Origin of the sequence: Novosphingobium sp. PP1Y (assembly GCF_000253255.1) — a bacterium.
Lineage (GTDB): Bacteria > Pseudomonadota > Alphaproteobacteria > Sphingomonadales > Sphingomonadaceae > Novosphingobium.
On record NC_015580.1, the window covers coordinates 13,517 to 39,625 of the forward strand.

Genomic DNA, 26,109 nt, shown 5'->3' on the forward strand with positions numbered 1-26,109 from the left:
CTTGCGACTGCGCTTACTTGATCGGAACCCGTTTGTCGGGAACAACCTTGATACGTTTGTCTGGCGCAGGCCGTGGGATGTAGCGCTTGCGGGGCGCGGGGCGTTCCGGGACATCTTCGTAGACATATTCGACTGTCTCGGTGCATTCCGGTTCGGGTAGCGACATGGGCGCGACGTAAGTTGCGGACGCATAGCCGGGTGCATAGCTGCTACCCCGGGTGTACCAGGCGTAGTAGTTGTCCAGATAGCCCTCGCACTCGTCACGGTAGCGCCCGGCATCCTCGGCCTTGTCGATTGCGGCGCCGACAGCAGCGCCCACGACTGCACCGGCAATCGTCCCGACGGTGCGGTTTCCGCGACCGGCAATGCGATTGCCAGCCAGTCCGCCGACTGCTCCGCCAATCAACGCGCCGCCCAGGCCGGAGTCTCGATGGGCGACCCGGGTGCGGCAATCGGCGAGCCATGCATCGCGCGCCGCGGGATCGAAAGCGTAGCGCGTCTCGCCATGGCGGGCTTGATGCATGGGGATCGCCGGCGCCATGCCATCATCATAACCTTCGTCAGGTTGGGCGAGGGCCGGTTGAATCGAAAGTACCAGTGCCGTGCCTACGGCGGCGAGGAGTTGCAGTCGCATCGGGATGCCCTTTCGCGAGGACCGGAAGGATGGCCCCGTTAGTTAACGCGAAATTTAGCATCGTCTTGCCTGCAAAACCAAGCGCCTGGGCATACCTCCTTCGATCATGTCCCGTTTCGATGCACCGGATAGCGGTTCAGATCGCCTTTGCTGCGACCCGGGCGAGGCGCTCCAGTCCGGCGGCATCCACTTGGTCGAAACGGCCCGGGATCGGGCTGTCGAGATCGATCACGGCAATGACATTGCCTTCGACGATGACGGGCACCACCAGTTCTGACCGGGTTTCGGCATCGCAGGCGATATGGCCGGGGAAGGCGTGGACATCGGGCACGACTTGCGTTTGTCCGCTTGCCGCAGCGGTGCCGCAGACCCCTTGGCCGAATGGAATGCGGATGCAGGCGGGTTTGCCCATGAACGGGCCGAGGACGAGTTCGTCACCCATGCTGCGGTAGAATCCGGCCCAGTTGAGGTCGGGCAGGAATTGCCAGATCGCGGCGGCCAGATTGGCCATGTTGGCAATGGAATCGCTCTCACCATCGACGAGCGCCTGTGCTGCCTGGGCGAGGGCATCGTACAGTTCGGGCTTGTCTAGGGCGCTATCGGTCTGGAAATCGAACATGGCCCTTCCGTTAGCTCAACACGAGGTTGCTGCATAGCCGGCAGCAGCCTATCTCGTAGAACATGCGCTCCTTTCTCATAAAGGCCCTCGTGGTCTTCGCCGTGCTCCTTGTCGTCCTTGTCGGGGCGATAGCCTGGGCACAGTACTCGAACAGCTCGGATCTGCCCAGCGATGCGACGGCAGGCACGGATCCGAAGTTGGTCGATCCCGATCCGCAGTGGATCCCCAGCGTCAGCCTGCCCAAGACCATCGGCTGGGCAGAGGGTGAAAAGCCGATTGCGGCCAAGGGTTTGTCGGTCAGCCGATTTGCTGACAAGCTGGACCATCCGCGCACGATGATCACGCTGCCTAACGGTGACGTTCTCGTAGCGGAGACCAATGCACCTGCCGGTAACAAGCCGGGCGGCATCACCGGCGCCGTGATGACCTGGATGATGGACCGCGTCGGTGCGGGCGTGCCTTCGCCCGACAAGATCGTCCTGCTGCGCGACGAGGATGGCGACGGCAAGGCAGATCAGCGTTTCGACTTCCGTACGGCAGACATGCATTCGCCTTCCGGCATGGCCTACGGCAACGGCAAGCTCTACGTCGCAAATCATGACGCTGTGCTGGAATTTTCCTTCGAAGCGGGTGCCACCAGGCTGGAAGGCACGCCGAAGAAGCTGATGGACCTGCCGCCGGCCGGCAATCACTGGATGCGCAACCTGCTGCTGAGCGAGGATGGCCTGCACCTCTATGTTGCGGTCGGTTCGGCCACCAACATCGCCGATAACGGGATGGAGGAGGAAGCTGGACGCGCTGCGATCTGGGAGATCGACACCGATACCGGGCATCGCCGCCAGTTCGCCGCCGGCATGCGCAATCCCAATGGCATGGCCTGGAACCCCTCGACCGAGGAAATGTGGGCCACGGTGCAGGAGCGTGATATGCTCGGGCCGGACCTCGTTCCCGACTACTTCACGAACGTCCCCGTCGGCGTCCAGTACGGTTGGCCCTGGATCTACTGGAAGAATGTCTACGACGATCGTGTGAGCTGGCCGATGCAGTACGGCATGGGCGACTATACCCGTAAGCCCGAGTATGCGATGGGCGCCCATACGGCCGTGTTGGGCATGGTCTTCGCCAATGGCGGCAACATCATGGGGCCGGACTTCGCGAACGGGGCCTTTATCGCCCGCCACGGTTCATGGAATCGCCGCCCCGCAGTCGGCTATGACGTCGTTTTCATTCCCTTCGATGCCAACGGCAATCCCAAGGACGTGAAGCCGGTGCGGGTCCTGACCGGCTTCCTCGACAAGGAAGGTTCGACTCATGGCCGTCCGACCTGGGTAACCTGGGACAAGACCGGCGCGCTGCTGGTGAGCGACGATACCGCGGGTGTAATCTGGCGGGTGATGGCGCCGGGCGCAAAGCCTTCCGAAGGGATCAAGCGCGTCGAGACAGACCACCTAGAGCCGCAGACCGATCTCAAGGATCCTACCCAGCTTACCCCCGAGGCGCTGCTCGGGGGAATGATGGACAACTGAAAGCGAACGCTCAGAGAGCCTTGCCGGCGCGTCCGGCAAGCTCGTTGACATATTGCCAGGCGACGCGGCCAGAACGGGCTCCGCGACGGCGCGACCACTCGAGCGCGTCGCCCGAATCCCACTGCAGTCCGAATTCATCGGCATAGCCGCCGATGATCGCGAGATAGGCGTCCTGATCGCAGTTGTGGAAGCCGATCGACAGGCCGAATCGGTCGGCCAGAGCGAGGCGATCGTCCACGGCGTCGCGCGGATTGATCGGGTCGTCCTGCTCGGACATCGTGCGCGCGACGATGGCGCGGCGATTGGACGTGACCGCGAGGCGGACATTGGCCGGGCGTGCCTCCACCCCGCCTTCCAGCCAGGAGCGCAGCAGTCGGGGCCCGCTGGTTTCGCTTTCTTCGAAGCCGAGATCGTCGACGAAGACGAGGAACTGGCGATCGATCTTGCCTAGCGTCGAAAACAGTCCTGTAACCCCTGAAAGGGCCTCCTGCGCCACCTGGACGAGGGCGATGCGGCCCGGATGATCCTGTTGTGCGGCCCGGATCGCGGCGCGCAGCACGGCTGACTTGCCCATGCCGCGCGATCCCCACAGGAGCATGTCGTGCGATGCGAAGCCGGCAGCCAGACGCGTGACATTGGTGACGACCCGCTGCTTCTGATCGTCGATTCCGCGCAGGAGATCGAGGGCAGGGGCCTCGAGCGTATCGACGGCGCGTGCCGCCTGCCCAGTCCAGACATAGGCGGGATGGGCCAGCCAGTCGGTTTCGGGGGCGGGCGGCGGGGCAATGCGCTCCAGTGCGTCGGCGATACGGACAAGCAGGTCGGTTTGCGTCATGACGTCATTTCTTTGCTTCGTTTGCGAGAGCAGCGCACCACATGGTGCGCTTTTCCTTGGCATTTTGCACAACCGCCTATAGCGGCGGTCCATGGCCCAATCCAGCGAGCATAGTCCGGCAGGTCGGCCTGCCCTGCTGTCTTCAGATCCGCATGGTATTGCCGAGGCGGCACGCCTGCTGCGCGAGGGGGGCCTTGTCGCGCTGCCGACCGAGACGGTCTACGGGCTCGCGGCCCGCGCAGACCGCGATGAAGCAGTGGCCTCGATCTATTGCGCCAAGGGACGGCCCAGCTTCAACCCGTTGATCGTGCACGTCGCGGATCTGGACTCGGCCCGGCGACTGGCCGTGTTCGACGAGCGTGCCCTGTTGCTGGCCGAGCGATTCTGGCCGGGCGCCCTGACCATGGTGCTGCCGGTGCAGGACGACGCGCCGCTGGCCGCTGCCGTGACCGCCGGCCTGCCGACCGTTGCGCTGCGCTGTCCGGCGCATCCCGTCATGCGTTCGGTGATTGCAGAGACTCGCCTCCCGCTTGCCGCGCCTTCGGCCAATCGCAGTGGCGGGGTCAGCCCGACGACACCTTCTCACGTGGTGGAATCGTTGGGGGGCAGGATCGATGCCGTTCTCGATGGCGGAGCGTGCGAGGCCGGGCTCGAATCGACGATCATCGCCTTGCGCGAAGGTGGGCGTTGGCAGGTACTGCGTCCCGGTCCGATCCCGGAGTCTGAGATTTCCGCCGTCCTGGGTTCGAACAGTGACGTCGTGACGTCACATGCAATCGAGGCGCCCGGGCAGCTGGCCAGCCATTATGCGCCGGGCAAGCCAGTGCGGCTCGACGCGCAAGCCGCCGAAGCGGATGAGTTCCATATCGGTTTCGCGGATGTTCCAGGTGAGGTCACGCTATCGGTCGCGGGCGATCTCCTGGAGGCCGCATCGCGGCTCTACGCGCTGCTGCATGAGGGCGCCGCTGCGCCGCAGCCGAGAATTGCCGTGGCGCCGATACCCGAGGATGGAATAGGCAAGGCCATCAACGACCGCCTGCGCCGGGCCGCTGCCTGACGGCCCCTGTTGCGGGAATCAGCGGCGTTCGACCGGGACTGTCGGGAGTATCTGCTGGATCTCCGCATAGTCGTCACGCGCCTTGAGACACGAGCGGCTATCGCCCTCGTTGCATTCGCGCAAGTGGCGATCGTATTCGCGTTGCAGGCTTCCGAGGCGTTCCTCACGCCGGCGTAGTTCGCGGCCGCGTTTCTCGTCGGCCTCGGACTGGCTGGTCGTCATCATGTCCACTCCCTTGCCGGCAACACGCACGGGGGCGGTTGCCACTTTGGCGACGGTGGACACGCACCCGCCCAGCAGCGGGGCCGTGGCAAGGGTGAGCAGGGCAGAGGGCATGAGGCGCAAGGTCATCGGCGCGGAACCTGTCATGTTCTGCATGTCATCGCAATGAACGCCGCGCGACAAGCGACAGAAATTGCGCCGCGCAACTTTGGAAGGGGGAGGGGTGACCGCGCGACCCGTCATGTGAAAAGGGCCGCCTCCTTGCGGAAGCGGCCCCTTCGTCAGTGTCGAACCACCCCCGCTCAGGCGGTTTCGGCGCTCTCGTAGTACTTCGGAGCGTACTCGTTGAGGATCGCGAGGATCTTCTGCAGAGCGGCCGGCTCGTCAGTCTTTTCCATGGCCGCGAGTTCGCGGGCCAGACGCGAGGACGCAGCCTCGAAGATCTGACGTTCGGAATAGCTCTGCTCCGGCTGGTCGTCGGCGCGGAACAGGTCGCGCGTGACTTCCGCGATAGAGACGAGATCGCCCGAGTTGATCTTGGCTTCGTATTCCTGGGCACGCCGCGACCACATGGTGCGCTTCACCTTGGGCTTGCCCTTGAGGGTATCGAGTGCTTCGCGCAGGGTCTTGTCCGAAGACAGCTTGCGCATGCCGATCGATTCAACCTTGTTCACGGGAACACGCAGCGTCATGCGTTCCTTTTCGAAACGCAGCACATAAAGCTCGAGCTGCATTCCGGCAATTTCCTGCTTTTGCAACTCGATCACACGGCCTACGCCGTGCTTTGGATAAACGACGTAATCTCCAACATCGAAGGCATCGGCCTTGGTTGCCATGTATCGTCCTTTCACCTGCAGGTCCGAGCGCCATACCTTTGTCGGGAGATAACCGGGGGTGCGACTTGGAAGCGTGTCAGCCGCCTCCGCCGCCCGGTCAGATACTCCCCCAACCGCTTGCTCTCGAATCCCTGCCTCGCACTGAAACGCCTGCCAAACGGGCAGACGGCCCGGGCAGTTGACCTATTATATAGCATACATGTGACAAAATTGCCAGAGGGGCGCGAACCATTAGGTTCAGCGAGCCCCCGGCATGCCGATGAACGACGTATCCTCAGGCGGATACGTCTGTTTCCGGGGGCGAACCCCCGGAAAGATCGGGCCTCAGTCGCCCTCGCCGGGCTCGGGCGAGAAGAACTTCTCGAACTTGCCTTCCACGCCCTTGTACTCGTCGGCATCTTCCGGCGAATCTTTCTTGGACGTGAGATTCGGCCATTCGGCCGAGTACTTCGTGTTCAGTTCCATCCACTGCTCGAGACCGCTTTCGGTGTCGGGAAGGATGGCTTCGGCTGGGCATTCCGGTTCGCAGACGCCGCAGTCGATGCATTCACTGGGATTGATGACGAGCATGTTCTCGCCTTCGTAGAAGCAGTCCACTGGGCAGACTTCCACGCAGTCCATGTACTTGCACTTGATGCAGGCGTCGGTGACGACATAGGTCATGGAGGCGGTATCCTCTTCATCAGGCCTCGTTACGGAAGGCCGCTGCTATGGGATTATCTGCCCCGCCGTCAAGCACTCTGTAACAGGCTTGCGCTTCCGGGGCGGGGCCGCGGCGGATCGGCAGGGTCACGATCTCGATCACCCGCACCCCGGAAGGGGTCGCAAGGGTGAGCACATCGCCCGTCGAAACCTTCTGGTGCGCGCGCTCCACGCGCCTGCCGTTAAGGCGCATATGGCCCTCTTCGGCCATTGTCTGGGCGATGGTGCGGGTCTTGGCGAGACGCAGGAACCAGATCAGCTTGTCGATCCTCACGCGGTGGCCTCCATCTCCGCGAATCCCCTCTAGTTGCGCACCATATCCGCAAGAATGGAAAAGGCATTGTCCTTGCGCACCGGCTGAGGTCGTGTTTCCTCGACGTGACGGCGCGGCGGACGCCAGCGCCAGCGCACCGGCGCCGGCGGGCCATGGGCGCCTTCGGCCAGCTGGCGCGGCATGATCGGCTGGAAGCCTGCAAGCCGAAGTAGCCGGGCATAACTTTCGGTGGTCAGGCCCATCGACACCGCCTTTGCCGGGTCGAGCGCGAAGCTGCGTCCGCTTCCCGCGGGCTTACCGCCGCCGCGCGCCTCGTGGGCTTCGCGCAGGAGCTTTTCGGCCATGTCGAGACGTACGAGCTGCTTGCCCAGACTGCGATAACCCGGCGTGCGCTGGCGGCGCTTGGCGGGCAGGGCGGGTGGCATCGCGTCTTCGGGAGCCCCATCGCGCGGGGACTTGCCGAAGACCTGCGCGAGTTCGCGCCACAGCACGATCGGGCCCGGGCGAAGCATCGCAGGCAAGAAAACATCGAGCGCGCCAACGCGCACGCCGAGCCGCGAGAGCATCGTGCGGCGCTGCTTGTCCAGTTTGTCGACGCCCGAATCCTCGCGTGACGTCATGCCGCCAGCTTCGACGAGAGTGATGAGCAGGGCCCTGAGATCGGGGCCGGCTTCCTCGGAACGGCTGGCTTCATCGAGCTTGAGCAATGGAGCCAGCGGTTGCAGCGCATTGTCGAGCCATGCCTCAAGCGCCGCCACAAGCACCTTGCGCGCGGGTCCGGGTACCGCATCGAGCGTGCGGTCGGGGACCAGGACAGGCGACAGGAGCGAGCGGCCCGGGGCGAGAGTGCCAAGCGATTCCCCGTCCCATTTGAGTTTGCCGCGATCAAGCGTGATGGCCGCGCTTCCCGCGTGAATCGCCTCGGTCAATTCGTCGGCGCGCTTCTGCAGCAAGGCGGTGAGGTGCTTTTCCGCGGCGGCGAGCAGCAGCTTGCGGTCGGACAGGCGGGCGCCGGGATCGACATGGAAGGCGAATCCGCGCAGCGAGCCGATGTGTTCGCCTTCGACGAGTACTTCCTCGTCTTCCATGCGCACGGAGAGCAGCCCGGCATCGGGCCCCAGTTTCTTCATGAGTACGGCAGTCCGTCGGTTGATGAATCGTTCGGTAAGTTTGCCATGGAGGGCATCGGACAGACGCGCCTCCACCGCGCGGGCCCTTGCGGCCATTTCGTCGCGCGCGAGAACCCAGTCGGGGCGCTGCGCGATATAGGCCCAGGACCGGATCGCGGCGATGCGGCCCTGCAGGGTGTCGATGTCGCCGCCGGTGCGGTCGAGCTGGGCAATGGCATTGGCAACGTAGTCGGCGCCCAGTTCGCCGTGGCGCAGATCCTGCCACAGGCGGGCGACGAAGCGTGAATGGGTCTCTGCCCCTTGCTGGCGAAAATCGGGCAGGCGGCACACGTCCCAGAAGCGCTGCACCATCGCCGCGCCGCGAACCGAATCGGCGACCTGTGGGTCTTCGGACAGGCGCTTGAGGACGGAAAGGTCGATGGCCTCGGGCGCCGGAACCAGCTCGGGCAGGTCGGGCGGGGTCTCCAGGTCGCCGATCAGGGTGGCGATACTGTCGAAACGCGGCTCCGCATCGCGCCAGAACAGTTTCGTCAGCGGCGGGAAGCGGTGTTCTTCGATGGCGAAGATTTCTTCGGGATCGAATTCGGAATCGTGCGTGCCCGAACCGGTGAGGGTGCCGAACGTGCCGTCCTTCTGGTGACGCCCGGCGCGTCCTGCGATCTGCGCCATTTCCGACGTGGTGAGGCGGCGATGGCGGACGCCGTCGAACTTGGAAAGCCCGGCGAAAGCGACATGCTCGACGTCGAGGTTGAGCCCCATGCCGATGGCGTCGGTGGCGACAAGGTAATCCACTTCGCCAGACTGGTAGAGCGCGACTTGCGCGTTGCGCGTCTGCGGGCTGAGCGCGCCCATGACGACGGCCGCCCCGCCTCGGAAGCGCCGCAGCATTTCGGCGATCGCATAGACCTGCTCGGTCGAGAAGGCGACGATGGCGCTGCGCGGCGGAATGCGGCTGAGTTTCTTCGCGCCGGCATGGCTGAGCGTGGAGAAGCGGGGCCGGGTGACGATCTCGGCGCGCGGTACGAGCGCCCTGACCATCGGTTCGAGCGTCGAGGAACCGAGGATCATCGTCTCCTCGCGGCCGCGGGCATGGAGCAGGCGGTCCGTGAAGACGTGGCCGCGTTCGCGGTCCGCCCCCAGTTGCGCTTCGTCGATGGCGACGAAGGCAAGGCTGCGATCGAGCACCGGCATCGCCTCGGCCGTGCACAGCAGGTAGCGAGCGTGCTTCGGCTCGATCCGTTCCTCGCCGGTGATCAGGGCGACGTTCTGTTCACCCTTGATGGCGCAGACCCGGTCGTAAACCTCACGCGCCAGCAGGCGCAGCGGAAAGCCGATCGCGCCGCTGGAATGGGCGCACATCCGTTCGATGGCGAGGTGAGTCTTGCCGGTGTTGGTCGGCCCGAGCACGGCCTTCACCCCTGAAGGAGCGTCACCGCGCGCCGTTACATTCCGGTCCTGAACCATTTCACCAGCGAATGTGGCATCGCCGCTGGCCGCGTACAAGGGTCGACTCGTCCTGTATGGGGGTGGAAATCCACAGAGTTAGGGGGGTCTTAACCTTGAGCAGGCATGGTTTTTGCAGAAAGTGCCCGGGGTGGGCGCCAGGTTCGGCCTGAGCCTGTGGGTTGCGATGAGGAAGGGGCCTTTGTTCAAGGCGCTTGACGAGAACGGCGGAAATTCGGCCGAAGGGGACTATGCAGGCGGTGCGGCATCGGCTGCCTCGCTCTCGCATGCCCAGGTTCTGCCCGAGAGCGCCGAGCCTGCAACTCCGACTCCTTCCGGCGAAACCGCTTCAGACGGTCCGGGCCTGCGAGAGCGTATTCAGGCGTGGAAGCAGGATATCGAATCGTGGTGCGAAAAGGTCGAGCTTGCGCCCGATCTTGCCACCGACATCGGCAGTCCGCGCTGGTATCGCGGTCTTGCCACGCTCTTCGGCCTGAGCGCAGCCGCCATTGCCCTTTCACCGAGCTTTTCGTCAGTAGAGGCGGCGACGCCGATGCCGGTCAACGACCGGGTTCGCGACGAATTCCGCAGCCAGACCATCGCGCCGCTTGCCTTCGGTGCCGACAGCGGCCGCCACATGGGGGCAAGTCCGCTGGTCCGCCCCCTGGCGAAAGTGCCCGAACGGCCAATGATCCAACTGGTCTCCACACTGGGGCAGGGCGACAGCTTCCGCCGCATGCTGGAGCGGGCGGGTGTCGGCAACACCGACATTTCTCAGGTTTCCGATCTCATTTCCGGTGCGGTGCCGCTGTCCGACATCGCTTCGGGTACACAGTTCGACATCACTCTGGGCAAGCGCCCGACCGAAGGCGCCTCGCGACCGCTGGACGAAATGGCCTTTCGCGCGCGTTTCGACCTCGATCTCTCGGTCGAACGCCATGACGGTGCGCTGGCTCTGGTGCGCCATCCCATTGCCGTCGATACGACCCCATTGCGCATTCGCGGTACCGTCGGGTCGAGCCTCTATCGATCGGCGCGCAATGCCGGGGCGCCGGTCGCCGCGATCCAGAGCTACCTGCGTGCTGTCGACAAGTATCTCTCGCTCGAAAACGACATTTCGGCGGATGACGAATTTGACCTGATCCTCTCCTACAAGCGTTCGGCCAAGGGCGAACGCCAAGTGGGCGAGCTGCTCTATGCGGGTGTCGAACGCGACGGGAAGCCGCGCCTCCAGCTCATGCGTTGGGGCAAGGACGGGCAGATGTTCTCCGCCTCTGGCCTTGCCGAGACGCGCAGTGCGCCGATCGGGATGCCGGTCGCGGGACGGATCACCTCGCGCTACGGGATGCGCCGTCACCCGATTCTCGGCTACACGCGCATGCATGCCGGCGTCGATTTCGGCGCCGCCTACGGCTCGCCGATCTATGCCGTGAGCGATGGTACGGTCACCTATGCAGGGCGCCATGGCGGCCACGGCAATTACGTGCGGATCAACCACGGCGGCGGCCTCGGCACCGGCTATGGCCACATGAGCCGCATCGCGGTGAAGAACGGTACCCACGTAAGAGCGGGGCAGGTGATCGGTTACGTTGGGTCCACCGGTCTGTCGACTGGGCCGCACCTGCATTTCGAAGCCTATCGCGGCGGCAGGACCGTCGATCCCCTGTCGATCCGTCTCGTCACCCGCCCCCAAATCGACGGCAAGGAACGCGACGAGTTCAGGCAGCGCATGAAGGCGCTGCTGATGGTTGAACCCGGCGCGGCGCTCGACAGCTTCGCAAGGCCCGAAGCGGAGCAGGCTGCGGACACCCGCGAGATCGACCGGCTCGAGCCGAAGAAGGTCGGCTGATCGCACTGCGCCGGTGCTGCGGGACATTTTGCCCAGATTGAACCTTTGGGGATTTTCCGGCAATCACCGGTGATGACTGGATCCTATCCCCACACCCGACTTCGCCGCACCCGCGCCACGGCCTGGAGCCGTGCGATGCATCGCGAGAACGTACTCACTCCGGCCGACCTGATCTGGCCGCTCTTCGTGACCGAAGGGCAGGGCGTGGAAGAACCGATCGCCTCGCTGCCCGGCGTGTCGCGCTGGTCGGTGGACGGCATTGTCGAGCGGGCCAGGGAAGCGGCGGACCTGGGCATTCCCTGCCTTGCCCTGTTCCCCAATACCCAGCGCGAGCGTCGCAGCGACGACGGCAAGGAAGCGCTCAATCCCGACAACCTCATGTGCCGTGCCCTGCGCGCCGTGCGCGATGCACTCGGCGATCGCGTCGGACTGCTTACCGATGTGGCGCTCGATCCCTATACCAGCCACGGCCAGGACGGGCTCGTCGATGCAAACGGCTATGTTCTCAATGACGAGACCGTCGAGGTCCTGGTCGGCCAGTCGCTCAACCAGGCGTCGGCCGGGGCGGACATCATTGCGCCGTCGGACATGATGGACGGACGCATCGGCGCGATCCGCGATGCGCTGGAGGACGAAGGGCACGCCAACGTGCAGATCATGTCCTACGCAGCGAAATATGCTTCGGCCTTCTATGGTCCGTTCCGCGATGCCGTGGGTTCGCGCGGCCTGCTCAAGGGCGACAAGAAGACCTACCAGATGGACCCGGCCAACGGCGAGGAAGCGCTGCGCGAGGTCGAACTGGACCTGGCCGAAGGCGCCGACAGCGTGATGGTAAAGCCGGGGCTGCCTTATCTCGATATCGTGCGCCGGGTGAAGGAGGCATTCGAAGTCCCCGTCTTTGCCTACCAGGTCTCGGGCGAGTACGCGATGATCGAGGCCAGCGTGGCAGCCGGGGCGGGCGACCGCGACGCGCTGGTGCTGGAGACGCTCATGGCATTCAAGCGTGCCGGCTGCTCGGGCGTGCTGACCTATCACGCCGCCCATGCGGCGCGATTGCTCCATGGCTGACTTTCGCCTCGAGACCGGGCGTCTCGTCCTGCGTTCCTGGACGAGACCCGATCTCGCGCGCTTTGCGCAGGTTACCAATACGCCTGCGGTGATGCGCTGGCTGGGAGGACTGCTGTCCGATGAGCGGCTCGAACAGCTTTATGACGCGGTGATCGGCTGCGAAGATGAGCATGGTCACTGCTTCTGGCTGGTCGAGCGCAAGGCCGATGGGGGCCATCTGTCCGGAGAGCTTCTGGGCTTTTGCGGCCTCAAGCGTGGTAATGCCCCCGAGAGTACGTTCCCCGGCGGCTTCGAGATCGGCTGGCGCCTGCGCGAGGAGGCATGGGGCAAGGGCTATGCCAAGGAAGCGGCCATTGCCTCGCTCGATGCCGGCTTCGAGCGCTTCGGCGCGCAGGAGATCGTGGCGATCACGGTCAGCGAAAACACGGCGAGCTGGGGGCTGATGGAACGCCTGGGGATGCGCCGCCGCACCGACCTCGATTATGTCGACAGCCGGTTCGACCCGCCCCTTTGCGATACGCTTGCCTGGTCGATCACTTCCGGGGAGTGGCGCGCGCGCCACGATTGAGACGCAGGCCATGGGCAGGTCCGACCGCGCGCTCTTCATCCTGACAATCCTTGTCGGCAGTTTCCTGCTGTTCATGGTCGAGCCGATGGTCGCGCGCATGGCCCTGCCGCGGCTGGGCGGTGCGCCCAATGTCTGGAACAGCGCGATGCTGGTCTATCAGGCGCTCCTTCTTGCCGGATACGGCTATGCGCACTGGCTTTCGCGAAAGCCCTTGTGGCGGCAGGCTGTCATCCACCTGATCGCCCTGTGCATCGCCGCCACGACCCTGCCGATCGCGCTGGCGCAAGTGGCTTCGCCCGAGCCCGGCTGGGAGGCGATCTGGGTGCCCTGGCTGCTCCTGCTGACGGTCGGCCCGGTATTTTTCCTCATCGCCGCACAGGCGCCGCTGATGCAGCGCTGGTTCGCTGCCGATTCCCGCGCCGGGCAGCCCTGGGCGCTCTACGCCGCGTCGAATCTCGGCAGCTTCGCCGGACTGGTCGCCTATCCGCTCGTGGTCGAACCCTTGCTGGCGCTGCACGGCCAGAGCCTCGTCTGGGCCATGGGATATGGCCTGCTGATCCTCCTGGTCGCTGCCTGCGCATGGTCCCGCCGCAAGACTGTCGACGCCGCAAGACCGAGCGCACCGCTGCTGCGCGCAAGCGAGGTGACGTCATGGCGTCGCAAGCTGCACTGGCTTGCCCTGGCGGCGATCCCCTCGGGACTGATGCTCTCGACGACGACCCATCTGACCACAGACATCTTCGCGTCACCGCTGCTTTGGGTGATTCCGCTTGGGCTCTACCTGCTCAGTTTCGTCGTCGCCTTTGCCGATCGCCGCGCTCTCGCTGGCGTCCTGACATTCGTCGCGCCTGTCGTCCTGCTTTTCGCCGGAAGCTACGCGATGCTGGCCGACGGGTCGGGGGCGCTGCTGCTGGCAGGCGGGAGCTGCGTGCTGCTCTTTGTAGTTTCGGTCGCTCTCCATGCCCGGCTCTATGACTTGCGCCCGGATGCAGGGTACCTGACCGGCTTCTACCTGATCATGTCGGCCGGCGGGGCCCTGGGCGGCCTGTTCACGGCACTTGTCGCGCCGCTCGTATTCGACTGGTCCTGGGAACATCCCCTGCTGATTCTCGGTGCGGCCCTGCTTGTCCCGCTCGATGAAATCCTGCGCTGGCGCCGCATGGAAGGCCTCGACCAGAGGCTGGCCCGGATCGCGCTCGTGCTTCTCCTGCTGCTGGCGCTGTTCCTTTCGGTCCAGCTCTTCGATCTCTTTACCGAACCCGGCACGACGATGACCGCGATGCTGCTGACGGTCTTCCTCACCGGGACCGGCGTGATGGTCATGGGCTGGCGCTGGGCTTTCGTGGCAGTGCTGCTGCTGGCGATGCTCGGGCAGGGCGGCCTGCTCACGATCATGTCGAGCTACGAGGGCCAGCGTACGCGCAGTTACTTCGGCATCTATACCGTGCGCGACTATCGTTCCTCTGGCCTTCGCATACTGAGCCACGGCACGACGCTGCATGGCCAGCAGTCGCTCGAACCGGACAAGCGGCGCATGCCCCTGACCTATTACGGACCAAGGTCCGGCGTCGGCCTGGCGCTGGCATCGGCGGATCGGCTGGAGGGTGAATCGGCGCGGATCGGGGTCGTCGGGCTCGGCACCGGGTCGCTGGCCTGTTACGCCAAGCCGGGCCAGGACTGGACCTTCTTCGAGATCGATCCCGTCATCCTGCACTATTCGACCTCGGGCAAGTTCACCTACCTGCGCGACTGCGCGCCGCGGGCGCGGGTGATCCTGGGCGATGCCCGGCTGGAGCTGGAAGCGGTGCCGCCGCGCCGGTTCGACATGCTGGTGATAGATGCCTTTTCGTCCGATGCCATCCCGCTTCACCTGCTTACCCAAGAGGCCCTGCAGGTGTACTTGCGCGCGTTGAGCGAGCGCGGGGTCCTGCTCATGCATATCTCGAACCGCTACGTGGAACTGGAGCCGGTCATCGCGGCCCTGGCCCGCAGCGAAGGGCTGACCGCGCGTGTCCGCCAGGACTGGCCGGAGAACCTCGACCTCTATACGCCGTCGCACTGGATCGCCCTTTCGCGCGACAGCTCTTCAATCAACGAGCTTGCGAAGATGCATCCCGATAGCCCATGGAGTCGGCTTCAAGCACCGGCACAGAGGCCCTGGACGGACGACCATGCCTCTATTCTGCCGTTCATCCGCTGGTCCAGGCTGATAGGATACCCATGATCGAGAACCGCAACGACATCACCGTCGCCGCCATCCACGGCAAGGCTCCGAAGATCCACTCCAGCGCCTTCATCGCGCCGGGCTGCCGGATCGTCGGCGATGTCGAAATCGGCCCCGACGTGAGCATCTGGTACAATTGCGTGATCCGCGCGGACGTGAACCGCATCGTCATCGGCGCGCGCACCAATATCCAGGATGGTACCGTCGTTCATTGCGACAGCCCCAAGGCGGGGCGACCCGAAGGCTATCCGACGCTGATCGGAGAGGACGTGCTGATCGGCCACATGGCGATGGTCCATGGCTGCACGCTGGAAGACAGCGCCTTCGTCGGCCTTGGCGCGATCGTGATGGACGGCAGCCATATCGAGACCGACGGCATGCTCGCCGCCGGGGCGCAGTTGACCGGCAAGCGCATCGGTGCCCGCCAGCTTTGGATTGGGCGTCCGGCCAAGTTCATGCGCGATCTGTCCGATGAGGCGATTGCCGCCAATCGCAAGAGCGTCGCCGGTTATGTGATCAATGGCCGCAACCACGCCGAAGCGCTCGGCGTCGCGGGCTGATGGCAAGGCCCAGGCCGGCACTCCCCGATGCACAGGCGCTTCGGGCGCTGGTCGATGCGGAGAATCGCCTGGCGGTCCGTGTTACTCCCGGCGCAAAGGTCGAAGGGTTGGAAATCGCGGCGGGCAGGCTGCTCGCCAAGGTTCGGGCCAAGCCGCAGGACGGCAAGGCCAACGATGCCGTGCGCGAACTGCTTGCGGGCGCCCTTGGCCTGGCCCCGTCGCGGCTGGAGTTGTTGCGCGGCGCAACTTCTCGCGAGAAGCAGTTCAGGATTCGCGACTGACGCGGGCGATTCGCCAACCCGCAACCGAGAGCAACCCTGCGGCGAGTACGGCGAGGGGCAGGCAGGCTGCACCGACCCGCAGGAACATCGTCGCGCCGAGCGCCGCGCCGCCGGCCAGTGCCAGCCAAAGGGCGAGGAAGCCGGCAATGCCGTTCGCTCCGCGTCCGGTTAGCATGCCGCCCAGGCCCTGACCGATGCGGACCAGCGCTCCGGTGAGGTAAGTCAGCGCCACGGGCGTCTCGTTGCGCTGCATCGTGTTGTTAAGCGCGCCCATGGCGAAGACGAGCATGGCCATCATCGCTTCGAGATATTCCGACAGTGCCAGAAGCGCGGCCAATGCGAGGAGCGCGGTAACGAGCGAGAGGACGGCGGGCTTGCGCCATCGGCCCGCCTTGTGTGCGACTATATTGCCCATCGCCACGCCCAGTACGAACCCGAGGATCAGCAGCGCCGGGACAAGCGCGCGGTGCGGTCCTTCGGCAATGAGGTCGGTGGCCAGGCGCGTCGTGTTGCCTGACATGAACGATACGAAATAGCGATCTGCCGACAGAAACCCCACGGCATCGACGTATCCGGCGAGCGCGGCAAGCGCGGTAGCGAGGGCCTGTCGCGGTGGGTCTAGCGAGTTCACCTGCGCAACCTATCGCGTGCCTGTCCGTCTGGCGAGTGTGATCTGAAAGGAGGCGATGTGCGCAGGCGCGACCCGCAGATTCGGCTCAGCGCCCCATGCCGCGCGCGAGATTGCCGAGAACTTCGCCCATCGCCTTGGCCATGTCCGCCGGTTCGGGTGCGACATCGTAGACGGCCCGGTTCATTGCATCGGCCCATTGCTCGGCAACGGCCCTGTTGATGGCGAAGGGTTTGTGCACGCTCATCATGCAGCGTCCGGGGACGGCCTCGAACCAGTCGCGCGGGCCGCCGGCCCAACCGGCAAGGAACTGGGGCAGGGCCTTGCGCATCGGGCCAAGGTCCTCGGCATGCATCGCGCGCAGCTCGGCATATTGCGGGTCTTCGTCCATCAGGTCGTAGAAGCGGTTGCAGATGGCTTCGAACACCGCCGCGCCGCCGAGGCGATAGAATGGGGTATCGGGAGTTTGGGATTCATCGACGACGGGGGCTTGGCTCGACACTGACATCTTCTCCGCAAGTGGGGGCTATCCTCGTCGCATAGCCGATGCGTTTCACGTGGAACTTGATCGCGGTCAAACCGTGGAGGATCGTCTCGCAGACCGGGACTGGACGAAATGAGGGGCGCACAGAAAAGGGGCGGAGACCTCTCGGCGCCCGCCCCTTCATATCGCTTGTGCCGTGCGGCCTCAGTCGTCGGTGTTCTCTTCCGGCTGGGGCCCGGTCTTGCGGACCGGCTTCTTGGCAGGTGTCTTCTTCTTCCTGGACTTCGTTTCCTTCGGCGGTGCAGGCGTCAGCTCGAAGTTGAGCGCATCTTCCTTCACCGAGACGTGGACCTCGCCGCCATGGGCGAGCTTGCCGAAGAGCAGCTCCTCCGCCAGCGGCTGCTTGACCCGCTCCTGGATGACCCGTGCCATCGGGCGGGCACCATAGAGGCGGTCGTAGCCGCGGTGGCCGAGCCATTCGCGCGCATCGGAGTCGAACTGGATGTGGACGTTCTGGTCGGCCAGCTGCAGTTCGAGTTGGAGGATGAACTTGTCCACGACCCGGCTGATCGTCTCCTTGGCCAGATAGGCAAAGGGCACGATGGCATCGAGACGGTTGCGGAACTCGGGGCTGAACATCTGCTTTACGGCTTCCTCGCCGGCGTCGGCCTTGGAGGTGTCGCCGAAGCCGATGCCTTGCTTCGCCATGTCCGAAGCGCCTGCATTGGTCGTCATGATCAGGACGACGTTGCGGAAGTCGACGGTCTTGCCGTGGTGGTCGGTCAGCTTGCCGTTGTCCATCACCTGCAGGAGGATGTTGAACAGGTCGGGGTGGGCCTTCTCGATTTCGTCGAGCAGCAGGACGCAGTGCGGCTGCTGGTCGATGGCATCGGTGAGCAGACCGCCCTGGTCGAACCCGACATAGCCCGGAGGCGCGCCGATCAGGCGACTGACCGAATGACGCTCCATGTACTCGGACATGTCGAAGCGCTGCATCGGAATGCCCATGATCGTGGCAAGCTGCTTGGCGACTTCGGTCTTGCCCACGCCGGTCGGGCCGGAGAACAGGAACGAACCGATCGGCTTGTCCGGATCGCGCAGGCCGGCGCGGCTCAGCTTCATGGCGGTCGACAGGACTTCGATCGCCTTGTCCTGGCCGAACACCACGCGCTTCAGGTCGCGCTCGAGATTCTCGAGCGCTTTCTTGTCGTCCGAAGAGACCGACTTGGGCGGGATGCGGGCCATCGTTGCGATGACCTGCTCGATCTCGCGGGCGGTGATCGTCTTCTTGCGGCGGCTGGGCGGCACGAGCATCTGCATCGCGCCGACTTCGTCGATCACGTCGATCGCCTTGTCGGGCAGCTTGCGGTCATTGATGTAGCGGGCCGAAAGCTCCACCGCGGTCTTGATCGCGTCGGGCGTGTAGCGCACGCCGTGGTGATCCTCGAACGCCGTGCGAAGGCCCTTGAGGATCTTGACGGTGTCCTCGACCGTGGGCTCGTTCACATCGATCTTCTGGAACCGGCGCAGCAGTGCGCGGTCCTTTTCGAAGTGGTTGCGGAACTCCTTGTAGGTGGTCGAACCGATGCAGCGGATCGTACCGCCCGAAAGTGCCGGCTTGAGCAGGTTCGAGGCGTCCATCGCGCCGCCGCTGGTAGCGCCGGCGCCGATCACCGTGTGGATCTCGTCGATGAACAGGATCGCGTGCGGCATCTTTTCGAGCTCGGCGACCACCTGCTTGAGGCGTTCCTCGAAGTCGCCGCGATAGCGCGTGCCGGCGAGCAGCGAGCCCATGTCGAGCGAATAGATCACCGCTTCGGAAAGGACTTCAGGCACTTCGCCTTCGACGATCTTGCGCGCCAGGCCTTCCGCGATAGCGGTCTTGCCGACGCCGGGATCGCCCACGTAGAGCGGGTTGTTCTTGGAACGGCGGCACAGGATCTGGATCGTGCGATCCACTTCCGGGCCGCGCCCGATCAGCGGGTCGACCTTACCCGCCAGCGCCTTCTCGTTGAGGTTGACGCAGAACTGGTCGAGCGCGGAGTCCTTCTTGTTGGCGGCCTTGGTCTCGGCCTTCTCCTCCGGAGTCGGCGTCTGTTCCTCCGATCCCTTGGGGCTGCGGTCCTCGATTCGCTTGCCGCCCTTGCCGATGCCGTGGCTGATGTAGCTGACTGCGTCGAGACGGCTCATGTCCTGCTGCTGCAGGAAATAGACCGCGTAGGAATCGCGTTCTGAGAAAAGTGCGACAAGGACGTTGGCGCCTGTCACCGTGTCCTTGCCCGACGACTGTACGTGCAGGATCGCGCGCTGGATCACCCGCTGGAACCCGGCGGTCGGGGCCGGGTCGCCCTTTTCCTCGGTTTTCAGCGACTGGTATTCCTGGTCGAGGTACTGCCGCACGACATCGCCCAGATCGCCGAGATCCACGCCACAAGCCTGCATGACCTGGGCCGCGTCCGGATCGTCGATCAGCGCGAGCAGCAAGTGCTCGAGAGTCGCATATTCGTGGCTCCGCTCGGACGCGTGTGACAGCGCGGAGTGCAGGGTCTTTTCTAGGCTTTGCGCGAAACTGGGCATCTAGGACACTTTCATTGCGAAGTGGGACTCTCCTTGCAGGGGAGTTTTTGGACGAAAACTGGTTTCAGGTTCCATATAGGAACACTCAGGGCGCTTGCGAGGTTCACGTTGGGAACCTGCCGCCATCACGATGTCCTTGGCCTGAACAGGGACTCGGCCGCCTGCATGTGCGCCGAGGCTTTCTGGCGGTGCGCCTTTATGCGGTCGATCTCTTCGTGGAGAAGCGCGACACGTGCATCGAGTTCGTCCAGCGAATAGCGATCCAGGCTTTCGCTGGCGAGGAGGCTGGCAGCGCCGAGGTTGTCCCCGGACGACCGCCGCCGCGGTCGATCATCATCGTCCATTGCACTGCAGCATCGGACGGGAATTTCTCCATGTCAATGCATCAAAGTGGTTTCCTTGTGGCCAGTGACTGTGCCAACTAGTCAGCCATGTCAGTTAAACTGCCCAAGATCATGACCGCCATGGGATTTCTCGAACCGGGAGGTCCCGAGGTGCTGCAGCCGCAGGAGCTATCCGTGCCTGTTCCGGGCCCGGGAGAAGTCCTCGTCCAGGTTGCCTTCGCAGGCGTCAACCGACCCGATGTCGTGCAGCGGCAGGGACATTATCCTCCGCCACCGGGCGCCTCGCCGATTCCGGGCCTGGAGGTTTCCGGCACGGTCGTTGCGGTCGGGGAAGGGGTCGTGGAAATCGGCGAGGGGGACCGGGTCTGCGCGCTCGTTTCCGGCGGCGGCTATGCCGAGTTCTGCATCGCCCGCGCCGGGCACTGCCTGCCGGTGCCGGCCAGCCTGCCGCTCGACCAGGCCGCGGCCTTGCCCGAGACTCTGTTCACCGTCTGGCACAACGTGTTCGAGCGCGGATACGCCTGCGAGGGGGAAACCCTGCTGGTCCATGGCGGGACCAGCGGCATCGGCACGATGGCGACGATGCTCGGCAAGCTCTTCGGCCTGACCGTCATCGTCACCTGCGGATCGGCGGAAAAGTGCGAACAGGCGCTGAAGATCGGCGCCGATCACGCGATCGACTACAAGGCGTCGGACTTCGTCGCCGAGGTCGCGCGGATCACTGACGGCAAGGGCGTGAATCTCGTGCTCGACATGGTTGCCGGCGATTATGTCGCGCGCAATCTCAAGTGCCTTGCCCCGGACGGGCGGCACGTGACCATTGCGGTTCAGGGCGGGGTCAAGGCCGAGATCAACATGGGTTTCGTCATGCGCAACCGCTACACCCTGACGGGTTCGACGCTGCGGCCGCGGTCCGACACGTTCAAGGAGCTGCTGGCCCAGGAAATCCTGTCGAACGTCTGGTCGCTGGTGGCTGACGGGTCCTTGCGGCCGATCATGGACAGGCAGTTTCCGCTGGCCCAAGCTGCCAAGGCACATGCCCACATGGAATCGGGAGACCATATCGGGAAGATCGTCCTCGCTGCGTGACGTCATGACATCGCGCAGTGGGCAGCGCCGTTTCTCGTAGACAGGAAGGAGGCGGGATTGAGCGGTAATCTGATCCTTCACGAGGATCCGCGCAGCGGCAACTGCTACAAGATCCGCCTTACTGCGGCCATGCTCGGCGTGCCGCTGGAGCGGCGCCTCTACGACATCATGAACGGCGAAACCCGCACGCCGGAGTTTCTGTCGAACGTCAATGCCAATGGCCGGATTCCGGTTCTCCAGATCGGCGACAGGTTCCTGCCGGAAAGCAATGCGGCCTGCTGGTACTTGGCCGAGGGCTCAAGCCTCGTGCCCGCAGACCGGTTCGAACGGGCTGACATGCTGCGCTGGATGTTCTTCGAGCAATATACTCACGAACCCAATTTCGCGACCCTGCGCTTCTGGTTCTGCTTCGTCGGCGAGGCCAATCTCACACCCATGCAGCGCGACCAGATCATGGCGAAGCGGGCAGGGGGCGAGGCGGCCCTTTCGGTGATGGAACAGCACCTCGGCGTGCACGACTGGTTTGTCGGCAGCAGCGCGAGTCTATCCGACGTTTCGCTCTATGCCTATACCCACGTCTGCGAGGCAGGCGGCTTTCGCCTGCATGATTATCCGGCAATCTGCCGTTGGCTCGAACGCATCTCTGGGCTTCCCGGTTACGTTCGGATGGATTAACTTCTGACAAGGTCGACGCCGGCTTGATCGGACCGCCTTGCCGACCCCGCTTGCAAGCCTTGAGCCGAGAATGCGCGATTCTCGGGCATCGTGCTTGCCGAATCCGGAACTTTCACCTAAATCGGGTCCGGAACGGCCGCTCCGCGAAGGGGCGGCCCTTATTATTTGCGCTACTTGCCAAAGTTCGTCGGAGATCCAGAACAATGAGCCAGCCGACACCGCTCATGCCGCATGCGACCGCCTCGTGGCTGGTCGATAATACTGCCCTGACTTTCGAGCAGATCGCTGAATTCTGCGGCCTGCACATGCTCGAAGTGCAGGCGATGGCCGATGACCTGGCCTCCAGCAAGTACACCGGGCGCGACCCCGTTCGCGCTGGTGAGCTGACCATGGACGAGATCGAAAAGGGTCAGCAGGACCCTGAGTACAAGCTCAAGATGCATAAGGTGCCCGTCACCGTAAGCCGCACCAAGGGCCCGCGTTACACCCCGGTTTCGAAGCGCCAGGACAAGCCGGACGGTATCGCCTGGATCCTGCGCAATCATCCCGAGGTGTCGGACGCGCAGATCGGCAAGCTGATCGGCACGACGCGCAACACCATCGCCGCGATCCGCGACCGTTCGCACTGGAACATCGCCAACATCACGCCGAAGGACCCGGTCACGCTGGGCCTGTGCTCGCAGCGAGAGCTTGACGCGATTGTAGCCAAGGCGGCCAAGAAGGCCGGCATTGAGGAAGAGGTCGCCGGCGACGAGCGTCTGGTCGACGATCGCGAGGCGCTGATCGAGGAACTTCGCGCCGAGCGCGAGGCCGCCACCAAGGCCGCCAGCGAAGCTGCGCAGGAAGCCGAAGCCGCCGCTTGGCTCGAGGCCAAGCGCGCCGCCGAAGCGGAAAACGGCGAATAAGCCCAGTTCTCCCCAAGGGGATGAGAATACGAGCAGCGGGGATGACTGGCCGGTCGTCCCCGCTGCATTCGTTTGCATAGCCTGAAGTGCCCTTGTCGCGGGACCGGCGACGCTTCACACTCCGATCATGGATGAGAGGATCGGCCCCAAGGTCTGGCAGGAACGCTACGCGCACCCGTGCGACTGGCAACAGGACTTCGCCCCGCTTGCGATGCCGCAGATGTTTGCCGCCAGCGTCGCCGCTTATGGCGAACGCGTCCTCGCCGACTTTCTCGGTCGCGAATTCACATATCGGCAGATCGACGCGGAGGCCCGCCGCTTCGCCCGAGGGCTGCAGTCGCTCGGCCTCGGCAAGGGCGATCGGATTGGGCTCTTCCTGCCCAACGTGCCCTGTTACCTTTCAGCCTATTTCGGCGCCTTCATGGCCGGCGTCACGGTCGTCAACTTCTCGCCGCTGTACACCGCTACCGAACTGGAGGCGCAAGTTGCCGATTCCGGGACGCGCCTGCTGGTGACGCTGGACGTTCCGGCTCTCCTGCCGACGGCGTGCAAGGTGCACCGCGAATCGGCGCTTGAATGGCTGGTGGTCGCCCGTCTTTCCAGCATGCTGCCGTTCTGGAAGAGCCTGGGCCTGCGTCTGTTACGCCGCAAGGACATCGCTGCAATCCCGCGCGAAGACTGCGTGTTCGAATTCACCGACCTGCTGCACCATGGCGAACCCGCGCCGGTCGAGATCGACCCGATGACCGACCTGGCGATGCTGCAATATACCGGGGGCACGACCGGAACGCCCAAGGGCGCGATGCTCACCCACCAGAATCTGACTGCGAACGCCCGGCAGATCGAGGAAATCGATCCCCACGCCCATGCACGCGACGTGATCGTGGGCGTCCTTCCGTTTTTCCATGTCTTTGCCAATGCGACGGTGCTCAATCGTACGGTCTACGATGGCGGAACCATCGCCATGCTGCCGCGCTTCGATGCCGGCCAATGCCTCGCGACCCTGCAGCGGGTCAGGGCGACGGCGATGCCGGGCGTGCCGACGATGTACCAGGCGCTGCTCGACCACCCGGACATGGCCCGCACCGATTTCTCCAGCCTGTTTACCTGCATTTCCGGGGGGGCGCCGCTTCCGGCTCCGGTCAAGGCGCGCTTTGAGCGGGCGAGCGGTGCGACCCTTGTCGAAGGCTACGGGTTGACCGAGGCCGCCGGGGTTGTCGCCAGCAATCCTTTCGACGGGCCGGAACGACCGGGAACCATCGGCCACCCCATGCCCGGCACGGACCTGCGGCTGCTCGACAAGGACGATCCCACGCGAGCGGCAGCCCCAGGCGAGCCGGGCGAACTGGCGATCGACGGACCGCAGGTCATGATCGGCTACTGGAACCGACCGGAGGCTGCGGCCGGGGTTTTCGTCGAACTGGACGGCAAGCGCTGGCTGCGCACCGGTGACATCGCGACGATCGATGAGGATGGCTACGTTCACCTGATCGACCGCAGCAAGGACATGATCGCCGTCGGCGGCTTCAAGGTCTTTCCCAGCCAGGTGGAGGAAGTCCTCCTCGCCAACCCAGCCGTGCGCGAGGCCATGGTGCTGGGTGTGCCCGACGATTATCACGGCGAAGTCCCGCGCGCCTATGTGGTCCCCGAAAGGGGTGAGGCTGCAAGTGCCGAAGACATCGCCGCCTGGCTCAACGAGCGGGTCGGCAAGCATGAGCGCGTCGACAAGGTGGTGCTGCGCGATTCGCTGCCCAAGACGATGGTCGGCAAACTCGACCGCAAGGCGCTGCGTGCCGAGGTGATGGGCCAATAGAAAGGGCAGGCGCTCGTGTTGGAGCGGCCTGCCTCACATAATGGAATTGCGGTTATTCGGCCGCTTCGAGCGCGACTTGCGCTTCGTCGGCAGAGCCGAAAGCGGGGGGCATGTGGCCGCCGCTCGGGCTCAGGCGGCCATCGAGGCGGGCGCCCTGCTCGATGGTGAGGACATCGTAGGCCACGTCACCATCGATCTTCGCGGTCCTGAGAATGACGACCTCGCGTGCGGCGATGGTCCCGCGTACGGTACCGGCGATGCGGACCGTTTCCGCTTTCACGGCGCCGACGATTTCACTAGCCTCGCCCTGAACCAGGGCATTGCAGATGATGTCGCCTTCGATCCGACCGTCGATGTGCAGGTCCGCCGAAGCCTCGACATTACCGACGATACTGGTGTCGGTGCCCAGCATCGAGAACGTCGAACCGTTCGACGGACGCGGGCCTGCATTCGACTTGGCCATATTATGAGCGGGCTTCTTGCTGAACATTGGTGGCAGCCTCGAGGAACGGGCGCGGATTGACCGGCCGGCCGTTGACACGGACTTCGAAGTGGAGGTGCGATCCGGTCGAGCGACCGGTGCTGCCCATGGCGGCGATGACGGTGCCGGCATCGACCTTCTGGCCAACCTTGGCCTTGAAGGCCGAAAGGTGGCCGTAGCGGGTCATCAGGCCATTGCCGTGGCTGATTTCGATGCAGTTGCCGTAGCCCTGGCGGCGACCGACGAAGGTGATCTTGCCCTTGGCAGCGGCGTAGATCGGCGATCCCTTCGGGCCGGGGAAGTCGAGGCCGGCGTGGAACGCTGCACCGCCGGTGAACGGGTCGGAGCGGTAGCCATAGCTCGACGAAACATAGGCGACCTTGGCCGGCTTCACCTGCGGGATGGATGCAAGGCCGTTTTCCAGCGCGTCCATGCGGGCAAGGCTGACGCCCAGGCGTTTGAAGCGCGGGTCCAGCGATCCGTCCTTGCCGGTGGCGAGGCGCAGCAGCGGACCACCTTCGGCGCGGCGCGAGCCGGCGATGATCGTGTTGGGATTGAGACCGAGCTTGCGAATGGCCTTGGAGGCCGATTCGGCGCGGCGGTCGGCATAACGGGTCAGGCGTTCGACGAAGGCAAGCTGCTCGGCTTCGATATCAGCCAGTTGCGAAGCCTCGGGCAGGACGGCGCTGACCTTGGAGACGGCCTTCGCGGTTTCCTGCGTGCTGTCGGAAACGGTTTCGCCATCGGCTTTGTCTTTGGCGTCTTCGGGCAGGTCGCCGATGTGCGCTTCGACCATCTGTTCGATGAACTTCTGGCGGCGCGAAAGGTCGGAGGTCACTTCATCGATGCCGTCGCGATACTTCGCGACTCGGTTCTCGGCCGTGGCGACCTTGGCTTCGCGGTCGAGCAGTTGCGCCTGCTCGCTCGTCGCGGACCAGCGTTCGAACGCCACTGCGCCCATCGAGCCGCACCAGGCCGTTGCCAGCAACACTGCGCCGCCCACAGCGCTGAGCTGCATTGCGGAGGAAATGCGGATAAAACGGACCTGTCCGTCAGACCGCATGATAAACTCGCGATCCGGAAATTTGGCCCTGAGGCGCGAAAGCCACGCCCCGGCTGATGTGAAGTTCAAGACGACCCCGCTCGCTAAACTATTGTTTTCCCAGTCCCGGTGCCGGCAGGTAGCAGGGGAGGGGTCAAAATGCGAATCGACTGGCCTTAAAGGGCTGCGGAATCGGGGTGAGTCGAGCGTTCGGTGCGATGACTTGATGGAACCCACCTTTGG

26 protein-coding genes are annotated in these 26,109 nt (G+C 64.5%); 12 read left to right on the forward strand and 14 right to left on the reverse strand.

Annotated features, from left to right (window positions below; all coding sequences use genetic code 11):
* Nucleotides 1-13: 13 nt before the first annotated feature.
* Nucleotides 14-634, reverse strand: a complete 621-nt coding sequence (locus PP1Y_RS06200; protein WP_013831478.1) for a glycine zipper 2TM domain-containing protein — start codon at nucleotides 632-634, stop codon at nucleotides 14-16.
* 136 nt (nucleotides 635-770) lie between these two features.
* Entirely contained in the window at nucleotides 771-1,253 is a 483-nt protein-coding gene (locus tag PP1Y_RS06205) for a GAF domain-containing protein (RefSeq protein ID WP_013831479.1), read from the reverse strand.
* 62 nt (nucleotides 1,254-1,315) lie between these two features.
* Here PP1Y_RS06205 and PP1Y_RS06210 point away from each other — a divergent pair, with 62 nt between their 5' ends.
* Entirely contained in the window at nucleotides 1,316-2,779 is a 1,464-nt protein-coding gene (locus PP1Y_RS06210; protein ID WP_013831480.1) for a sorbosone dehydrogenase family protein, read from the forward strand.
* A gap of 10 nt (nucleotides 2,780-2,789) precedes the next feature.
* Here the strand turns inward: PP1Y_RS06210 and PP1Y_RS06215 are convergent, their stop codons facing one another.
* A complete protein-coding gene (locus PP1Y_RS06215) occupies nucleotides 2,790-3,614 on the reverse strand; it encodes a DUF815 domain-containing protein (RefSeq protein WP_013831481.1) in 825 nt (274 codons plus the stop codon).
* 91 nt (nucleotides 3,615-3,705) lie between these two features.
* Between PP1Y_RS06215 and PP1Y_RS06220 the strand changes: the two genes are divergently transcribed.
* Nucleotides 3,706-4,671: an L-threonylcarbamoyladenylate synthase gene (locus PP1Y_RS06220; RefSeq protein ID WP_013831482.1), complete on the forward strand. Its 966-nt coding sequence runs from the start codon at nucleotides 3,706-3,708 to the stop codon at nucleotides 4,669-4,671.
* Between the two features lie 18 nt (nucleotides 4,672-4,689).
* Here PP1Y_RS06220 and PP1Y_RS06225 read toward each other — a convergent pair whose 3' ends face one another.
* The 5 genes from PP1Y_RS06225 to PP1Y_RS06245 all read right to left on the reverse strand — a co-directional run bounded on the left by PP1Y_RS06225 (nucleotide 4,690) and on the right by PP1Y_RS06245 (nucleotide 9,299).
* A complete protein-coding gene (locus PP1Y_RS06225; protein ID WP_013831483.1) occupies nucleotides 4,690-5,007 on the reverse strand; it encodes a hypothetical protein in 318 nt (105 codons plus the stop codon).
* A 188-nt stretch (nucleotides 5,008-5,195) separates the two neighbouring features.
* Nucleotides 5,196-5,729, reverse strand: a complete 534-nt coding sequence (locus tag PP1Y_RS06230) for a CarD family transcriptional regulator (protein WP_013831484.1) — start codon at nucleotides 5,727-5,729, stop codon at nucleotides 5,196-5,198.
* Between the two features lie 324 nt (nucleotides 5,730-6,053).
* Nucleotides 6,054-6,392 carry a ferredoxin FdxA gene (gene fdxA, locus PP1Y_RS06235; protein ID WP_007012628.1) on the reverse strand — a complete coding sequence of 113 codons (339 nt, stop codon included), beginning with the start codon at nucleotides 6,390-6,392 and terminating at the stop codon, nucleotides 6,054-6,056.
* Nucleotides 6,393-6,411: 19 nt separating this feature from the next.
* Nucleotides 6,412-6,705: an RNA-binding S4 domain-containing protein gene (locus tag PP1Y_RS06240; RefSeq protein WP_013831485.1), complete on the reverse strand. Its 294-nt coding sequence runs from the start codon at nucleotides 6,703-6,705 to the stop codon at nucleotides 6,412-6,414.
* Nucleotides 6,706-6,734: 29 nt separating this feature from the next.
* Nucleotides 6,735-9,299, reverse strand: a complete 2,565-nt coding sequence (locus PP1Y_RS06245) for a helicase-related protein (protein WP_013831486.1) — start codon at nucleotides 9,297-9,299, stop codon at nucleotides 6,735-6,737.
* A 166-nt stretch (nucleotides 9,300-9,465) separates the two neighbouring features.
* On the opposite strand from PP1Y_RS06245, the gene PP1Y_RS06250 reads away from it, so the two are divergent.
* The 6 genes from PP1Y_RS06250 to PP1Y_RS06275 all read left to right on the forward strand — a co-directional run bounded on the left by PP1Y_RS06250 (nucleotide 9,466) and on the right by PP1Y_RS06275 (nucleotide 15,828).
* Nucleotides 9,466-11,127, forward strand: a complete 1,662-nt coding sequence (locus PP1Y_RS06250) for a M23 family metallopeptidase (RefSeq protein WP_013831487.1) — start codon at nucleotides 9,466-9,468, stop codon at nucleotides 11,125-11,127.
* Nucleotides 11,128-11,199: 72 nt separating this feature from the next.
* On the forward strand, nucleotides 11,200-12,195 hold the full coding sequence (gene hemB / locus PP1Y_RS06255; RefSeq protein ID WP_013831488.1) for a porphobilinogen synthase: 996 nt from the start codon (nucleotides 11,200-11,202) through the stop codon (nucleotides 12,193-12,195).
* Complete coding sequence (locus PP1Y_RS06260; RefSeq protein WP_013831489.1) at nucleotides 12,188-12,763, forward strand: GNAT family N-acetyltransferase; 576 nt, start codon at nucleotides 12,188-12,190, stop codon at nucleotides 12,761-12,763. Before hemB ends, PP1Y_RS06260 begins: the two co-directional genes overlap by 8 nt.
* A gap of 10 nt (nucleotides 12,764-12,773) precedes the next feature.
* The gene (locus tag PP1Y_RS06265) at nucleotides 12,774-14,987 is read left to right on the forward strand and encodes a fused MFS/spermidine synthase (protein ID WP_013831490.1); all 2,214 of its coding nucleotides are present in this window, start codon (nucleotides 12,774-12,776) and stop codon (nucleotides 14,985-14,987) included.
* Entirely contained in the window at nucleotides 14,984-15,547 is a 564-nt protein-coding gene (locus tag PP1Y_RS06270; protein WP_013831491.1) for a gamma carbonic anhydrase family protein, read from the forward strand. The genes PP1Y_RS06265 and PP1Y_RS06270 overlap by 4 nt, the downstream gene beginning before the upstream one ends.
* Nucleotides 15,547-15,828, forward strand: a complete 282-nt coding sequence (locus tag PP1Y_RS06275; protein ID WP_041558630.1) for a DUF167 domain-containing protein — start codon at nucleotides 15,547-15,549, stop codon at nucleotides 15,826-15,828. The genes PP1Y_RS06270 and PP1Y_RS06275 overlap by 1 nt, the downstream gene beginning before the upstream one ends.
* On the opposite strand, the gene PP1Y_RS06280 is transcribed toward PP1Y_RS06275, so the two are convergent.
* From PP1Y_RS06280 to PP1Y_RS06295, 4 genes are all read right to left on the reverse strand, one after another.
* Nucleotides 15,812-16,459: a YoaK family protein gene (locus PP1Y_RS06280; RefSeq protein ID WP_013831492.1), complete on the reverse strand. Its 648-nt coding sequence runs from the start codon at nucleotides 16,457-16,459 to the stop codon at nucleotides 15,812-15,814. The two genes, PP1Y_RS06275 and PP1Y_RS06280, sit on opposite strands and share 17 nt — an antisense overlap.
* Before the next feature lie 85 nt (nucleotides 16,460-16,544).
* On the reverse strand, nucleotides 16,545-16,964 hold the full coding sequence (locus tag PP1Y_RS06285; protein WP_013831493.1) for a group II truncated hemoglobin: 420 nt from the start codon (nucleotides 16,962-16,964) through the stop codon (nucleotides 16,545-16,547).
* A 180-nt stretch (nucleotides 16,965-17,144) separates the two neighbouring features.
* Complete coding sequence (clpA, locus tag PP1Y_RS06290) at nucleotides 17,145-19,517, reverse strand: ATP-dependent Clp protease ATP-binding subunit ClpA (RefSeq protein ID WP_013831494.1); 2,373 nt, start codon at nucleotides 19,515-19,517, stop codon at nucleotides 17,145-17,147.
* A 125-nt stretch (nucleotides 19,518-19,642) separates the two neighbouring features.
* Nucleotides 19,643-19,861, reverse strand: a complete 219-nt coding sequence (locus tag PP1Y_RS06295) for a DUF1192 domain-containing protein (RefSeq protein WP_007012640.1) — start codon at nucleotides 19,859-19,861, stop codon at nucleotides 19,643-19,645.
* 87 nt (nucleotides 19,862-19,948) lie between these two features.
* On the opposite strand from PP1Y_RS06295, the gene PP1Y_RS06300 reads away from it, so the two are divergent.
* The 4 genes from PP1Y_RS06300 to PP1Y_RS06315 all read left to right on the forward strand — a co-directional run bounded on the left by PP1Y_RS06300 (nucleotide 19,949) and on the right by PP1Y_RS06315 (nucleotide 24,343).
* Nucleotides 19,949-20,950, forward strand: a complete 1,002-nt coding sequence (locus PP1Y_RS06300) for an NAD(P)H-quinone oxidoreductase (RefSeq protein ID WP_013831495.1) — start codon at nucleotides 19,949-19,951, stop codon at nucleotides 20,948-20,950.
* Nucleotides 20,951-21,007: 57 nt separating this feature from the next.
* Nucleotides 21,008-21,625, forward strand: a complete 618-nt coding sequence (locus PP1Y_RS06305; RefSeq protein WP_013831496.1) for a glutathione S-transferase family protein — start codon at nucleotides 21,008-21,010, stop codon at nucleotides 21,623-21,625.
* Nucleotides 21,626-21,828: 203 nt separating this feature from the next.
* Nucleotides 21,829-22,530 carry a DUF1013 domain-containing protein gene (locus PP1Y_RS06310; RefSeq protein ID WP_007012643.1) on the forward strand — a complete coding sequence of 234 codons (702 nt, stop codon included), beginning with the start codon at nucleotides 21,829-21,831 and terminating at the stop codon, nucleotides 22,528-22,530.
* A 127-nt stretch (nucleotides 22,531-22,657) separates the two neighbouring features.
* Nucleotides 22,658-24,343, forward strand: coding sequence for a long-chain fatty acid--CoA ligase (locus PP1Y_RS06315; protein WP_013831497.1), 1,686 nt, complete (start codon nucleotides 22,658-22,660; stop codon nucleotides 24,341-24,343).
* Between the two features lie 52 nt (nucleotides 24,344-24,395).
* Here the strand turns inward: PP1Y_RS06315 and PP1Y_RS06320 are convergent, their stop codons facing one another.
* Nucleotides 24,396-24,806, reverse strand: coding sequence for a polymer-forming cytoskeletal protein (locus tag PP1Y_RS06320; protein ID WP_013831498.1), 411 nt, complete (start codon nucleotides 24,804-24,806; stop codon nucleotides 24,396-24,398).
* A gap of 1 nt (nucleotide 24,807) precedes the next feature.
* Entirely contained in the window at nucleotides 24,808-25,956 is a 1,149-nt protein-coding gene (locus PP1Y_RS06325) for a peptidoglycan DD-metalloendopeptidase family protein (protein WP_013831499.1), read from the reverse strand.
* Nucleotides 25,957-26,109 lie beyond the last annotated feature (153 nt).

Bases quoted from the DNA above. Each gene is read 5' to 3' on its own strand.
- PP1Y_RS06275 (WP_041558630.1), top strand. From the start codon at position 15,547: ATGGCAAGGCCCAGGCCGGCACTCCCCGATGCACAGGCGCTTCGGGCG.
- PP1Y_RS06260 (WP_013831489.1), top strand. From the start codon at position 12,188: ATGGCTGACTTTCGCCTCGAGACCGGGCGTCTCGTCCTGCGTTCCTGG.
- PP1Y_RS06200 (WP_013831478.1), bottom strand. From the start codon at position 634: ATGCGACTGCAACTCCTCGCCGCCGTAGGCACGGCACTGGTACTTTCG.
- PP1Y_RS06310 (WP_007012643.1), top strand. From the start codon at position 21,829: ATGAGCCAGCCGACACCGCTCATGCCGCATGCGACCGCCTCGTGGCTG.
- PP1Y_RS06205 (WP_013831479.1), bottom strand. From the start codon at position 1,253: ATGTTCGATTTCCAGACCGATAGCGCCCTAGACAAGCCCGAACTGTAC.
- fdxA (WP_007012628.1), bottom strand. From the start codon at position 6,392: ATGACCTATGTCGTCACCGACGCCTGCATCAAGTGCAAGTACATGGAC.
- PP1Y_RS06225 (WP_013831483.1), bottom strand. From the start codon at position 5,007: ATGCCCTCTGCCCTGCTCACCCTTGCCACGGCCCCGCTGCTGGGCGGG.
- hemB (WP_013831488.1), top strand. From the start codon at position 11,200: ATGACTGGATCCTATCCCCACACCCGACTTCGCCGCACCCGCGCCACG.
- PP1Y_RS06250 (WP_013831487.1), top strand. From the start codon at position 9,466: ATGAGGAAGGGGCCTTTGTTCAAGGCGCTTGACGAGAACGGCGGAAAT.
- PP1Y_RS06285 (WP_013831493.1), bottom strand. From the start codon at position 16,964: ATGTCAGTGTCGAGCCAAGCCCCCGTCGTCGATGAATCCCAAACTCCC.
- PP1Y_RS06220 (WP_013831482.1), top strand. From the start codon at position 3,706: ATGGCCCAATCCAGCGAGCATAGTCCGGCAGGTCGGCCTGCCCTGCTG.
- PP1Y_RS06265 (WP_013831490.1), top strand. From the start codon at position 12,774: ATGGGCAGGTCCGACCGCGCGCTCTTCATCCTGACAATCCTTGTCGGC.
- PP1Y_RS06210 (WP_013831480.1), top strand. From the start codon at position 1,316: ATGCGCTCCTTTCTCATAAAGGCCCTCGTGGTCTTCGCCGTGCTCCTT.
- PP1Y_RS06270 (WP_013831491.1), top strand. From the start codon at position 14,984: ATGATCGAGAACCGCAACGACATCACCGTCGCCGCCATCCACGGCAAG.
- PP1Y_RS06245 (WP_013831486.1), bottom strand. From the start codon at position 9,299: ATGGTTCAGGACCGGAATGTAACGGCGCGCGGTGACGCTCCTTCAGGG.
- clpA (WP_013831494.1), bottom strand. From the start codon at position 19,517: ATGCCCAGTTTCGCGCAAAGCCTAGAAAAGACCCTGCACTCCGCGCTG.
- PP1Y_RS06315 (WP_013831497.1), top strand. From the start codon at position 22,658: ATGGATGAGAGGATCGGCCCCAAGGTCTGGCAGGAACGCTACGCGCAC.
- PP1Y_RS06215 (WP_013831481.1), bottom strand. From the start codon at position 3,614: ATGACGCAAACCGACCTGCTTGTCCGTATCGCCGACGCACTGGAGCGC.
- PP1Y_RS06295 (WP_007012640.1), bottom strand. From the start codon at position 19,861: ATGGACGATGATGATCGACCGCGGCGGCGGTCGTCCGGGGACAACCTC.
- PP1Y_RS06230 (WP_013831484.1), bottom strand. From the start codon at position 5,729: ATGGCAACCAAGGCCGATGCCTTCGATGTTGGAGATTACGTCGTTTAT.
- PP1Y_RS06300 (WP_013831495.1), top strand. From the start codon at position 19,949: ATGTCAGTTAAACTGCCCAAGATCATGACCGCCATGGGATTTCTCGAA.
- PP1Y_RS06320 (WP_013831498.1), bottom strand. From the start codon at position 24,806: ATGGCCAAGTCGAATGCAGGCCCGCGTCCGTCGAACGGTTCGACGTTC.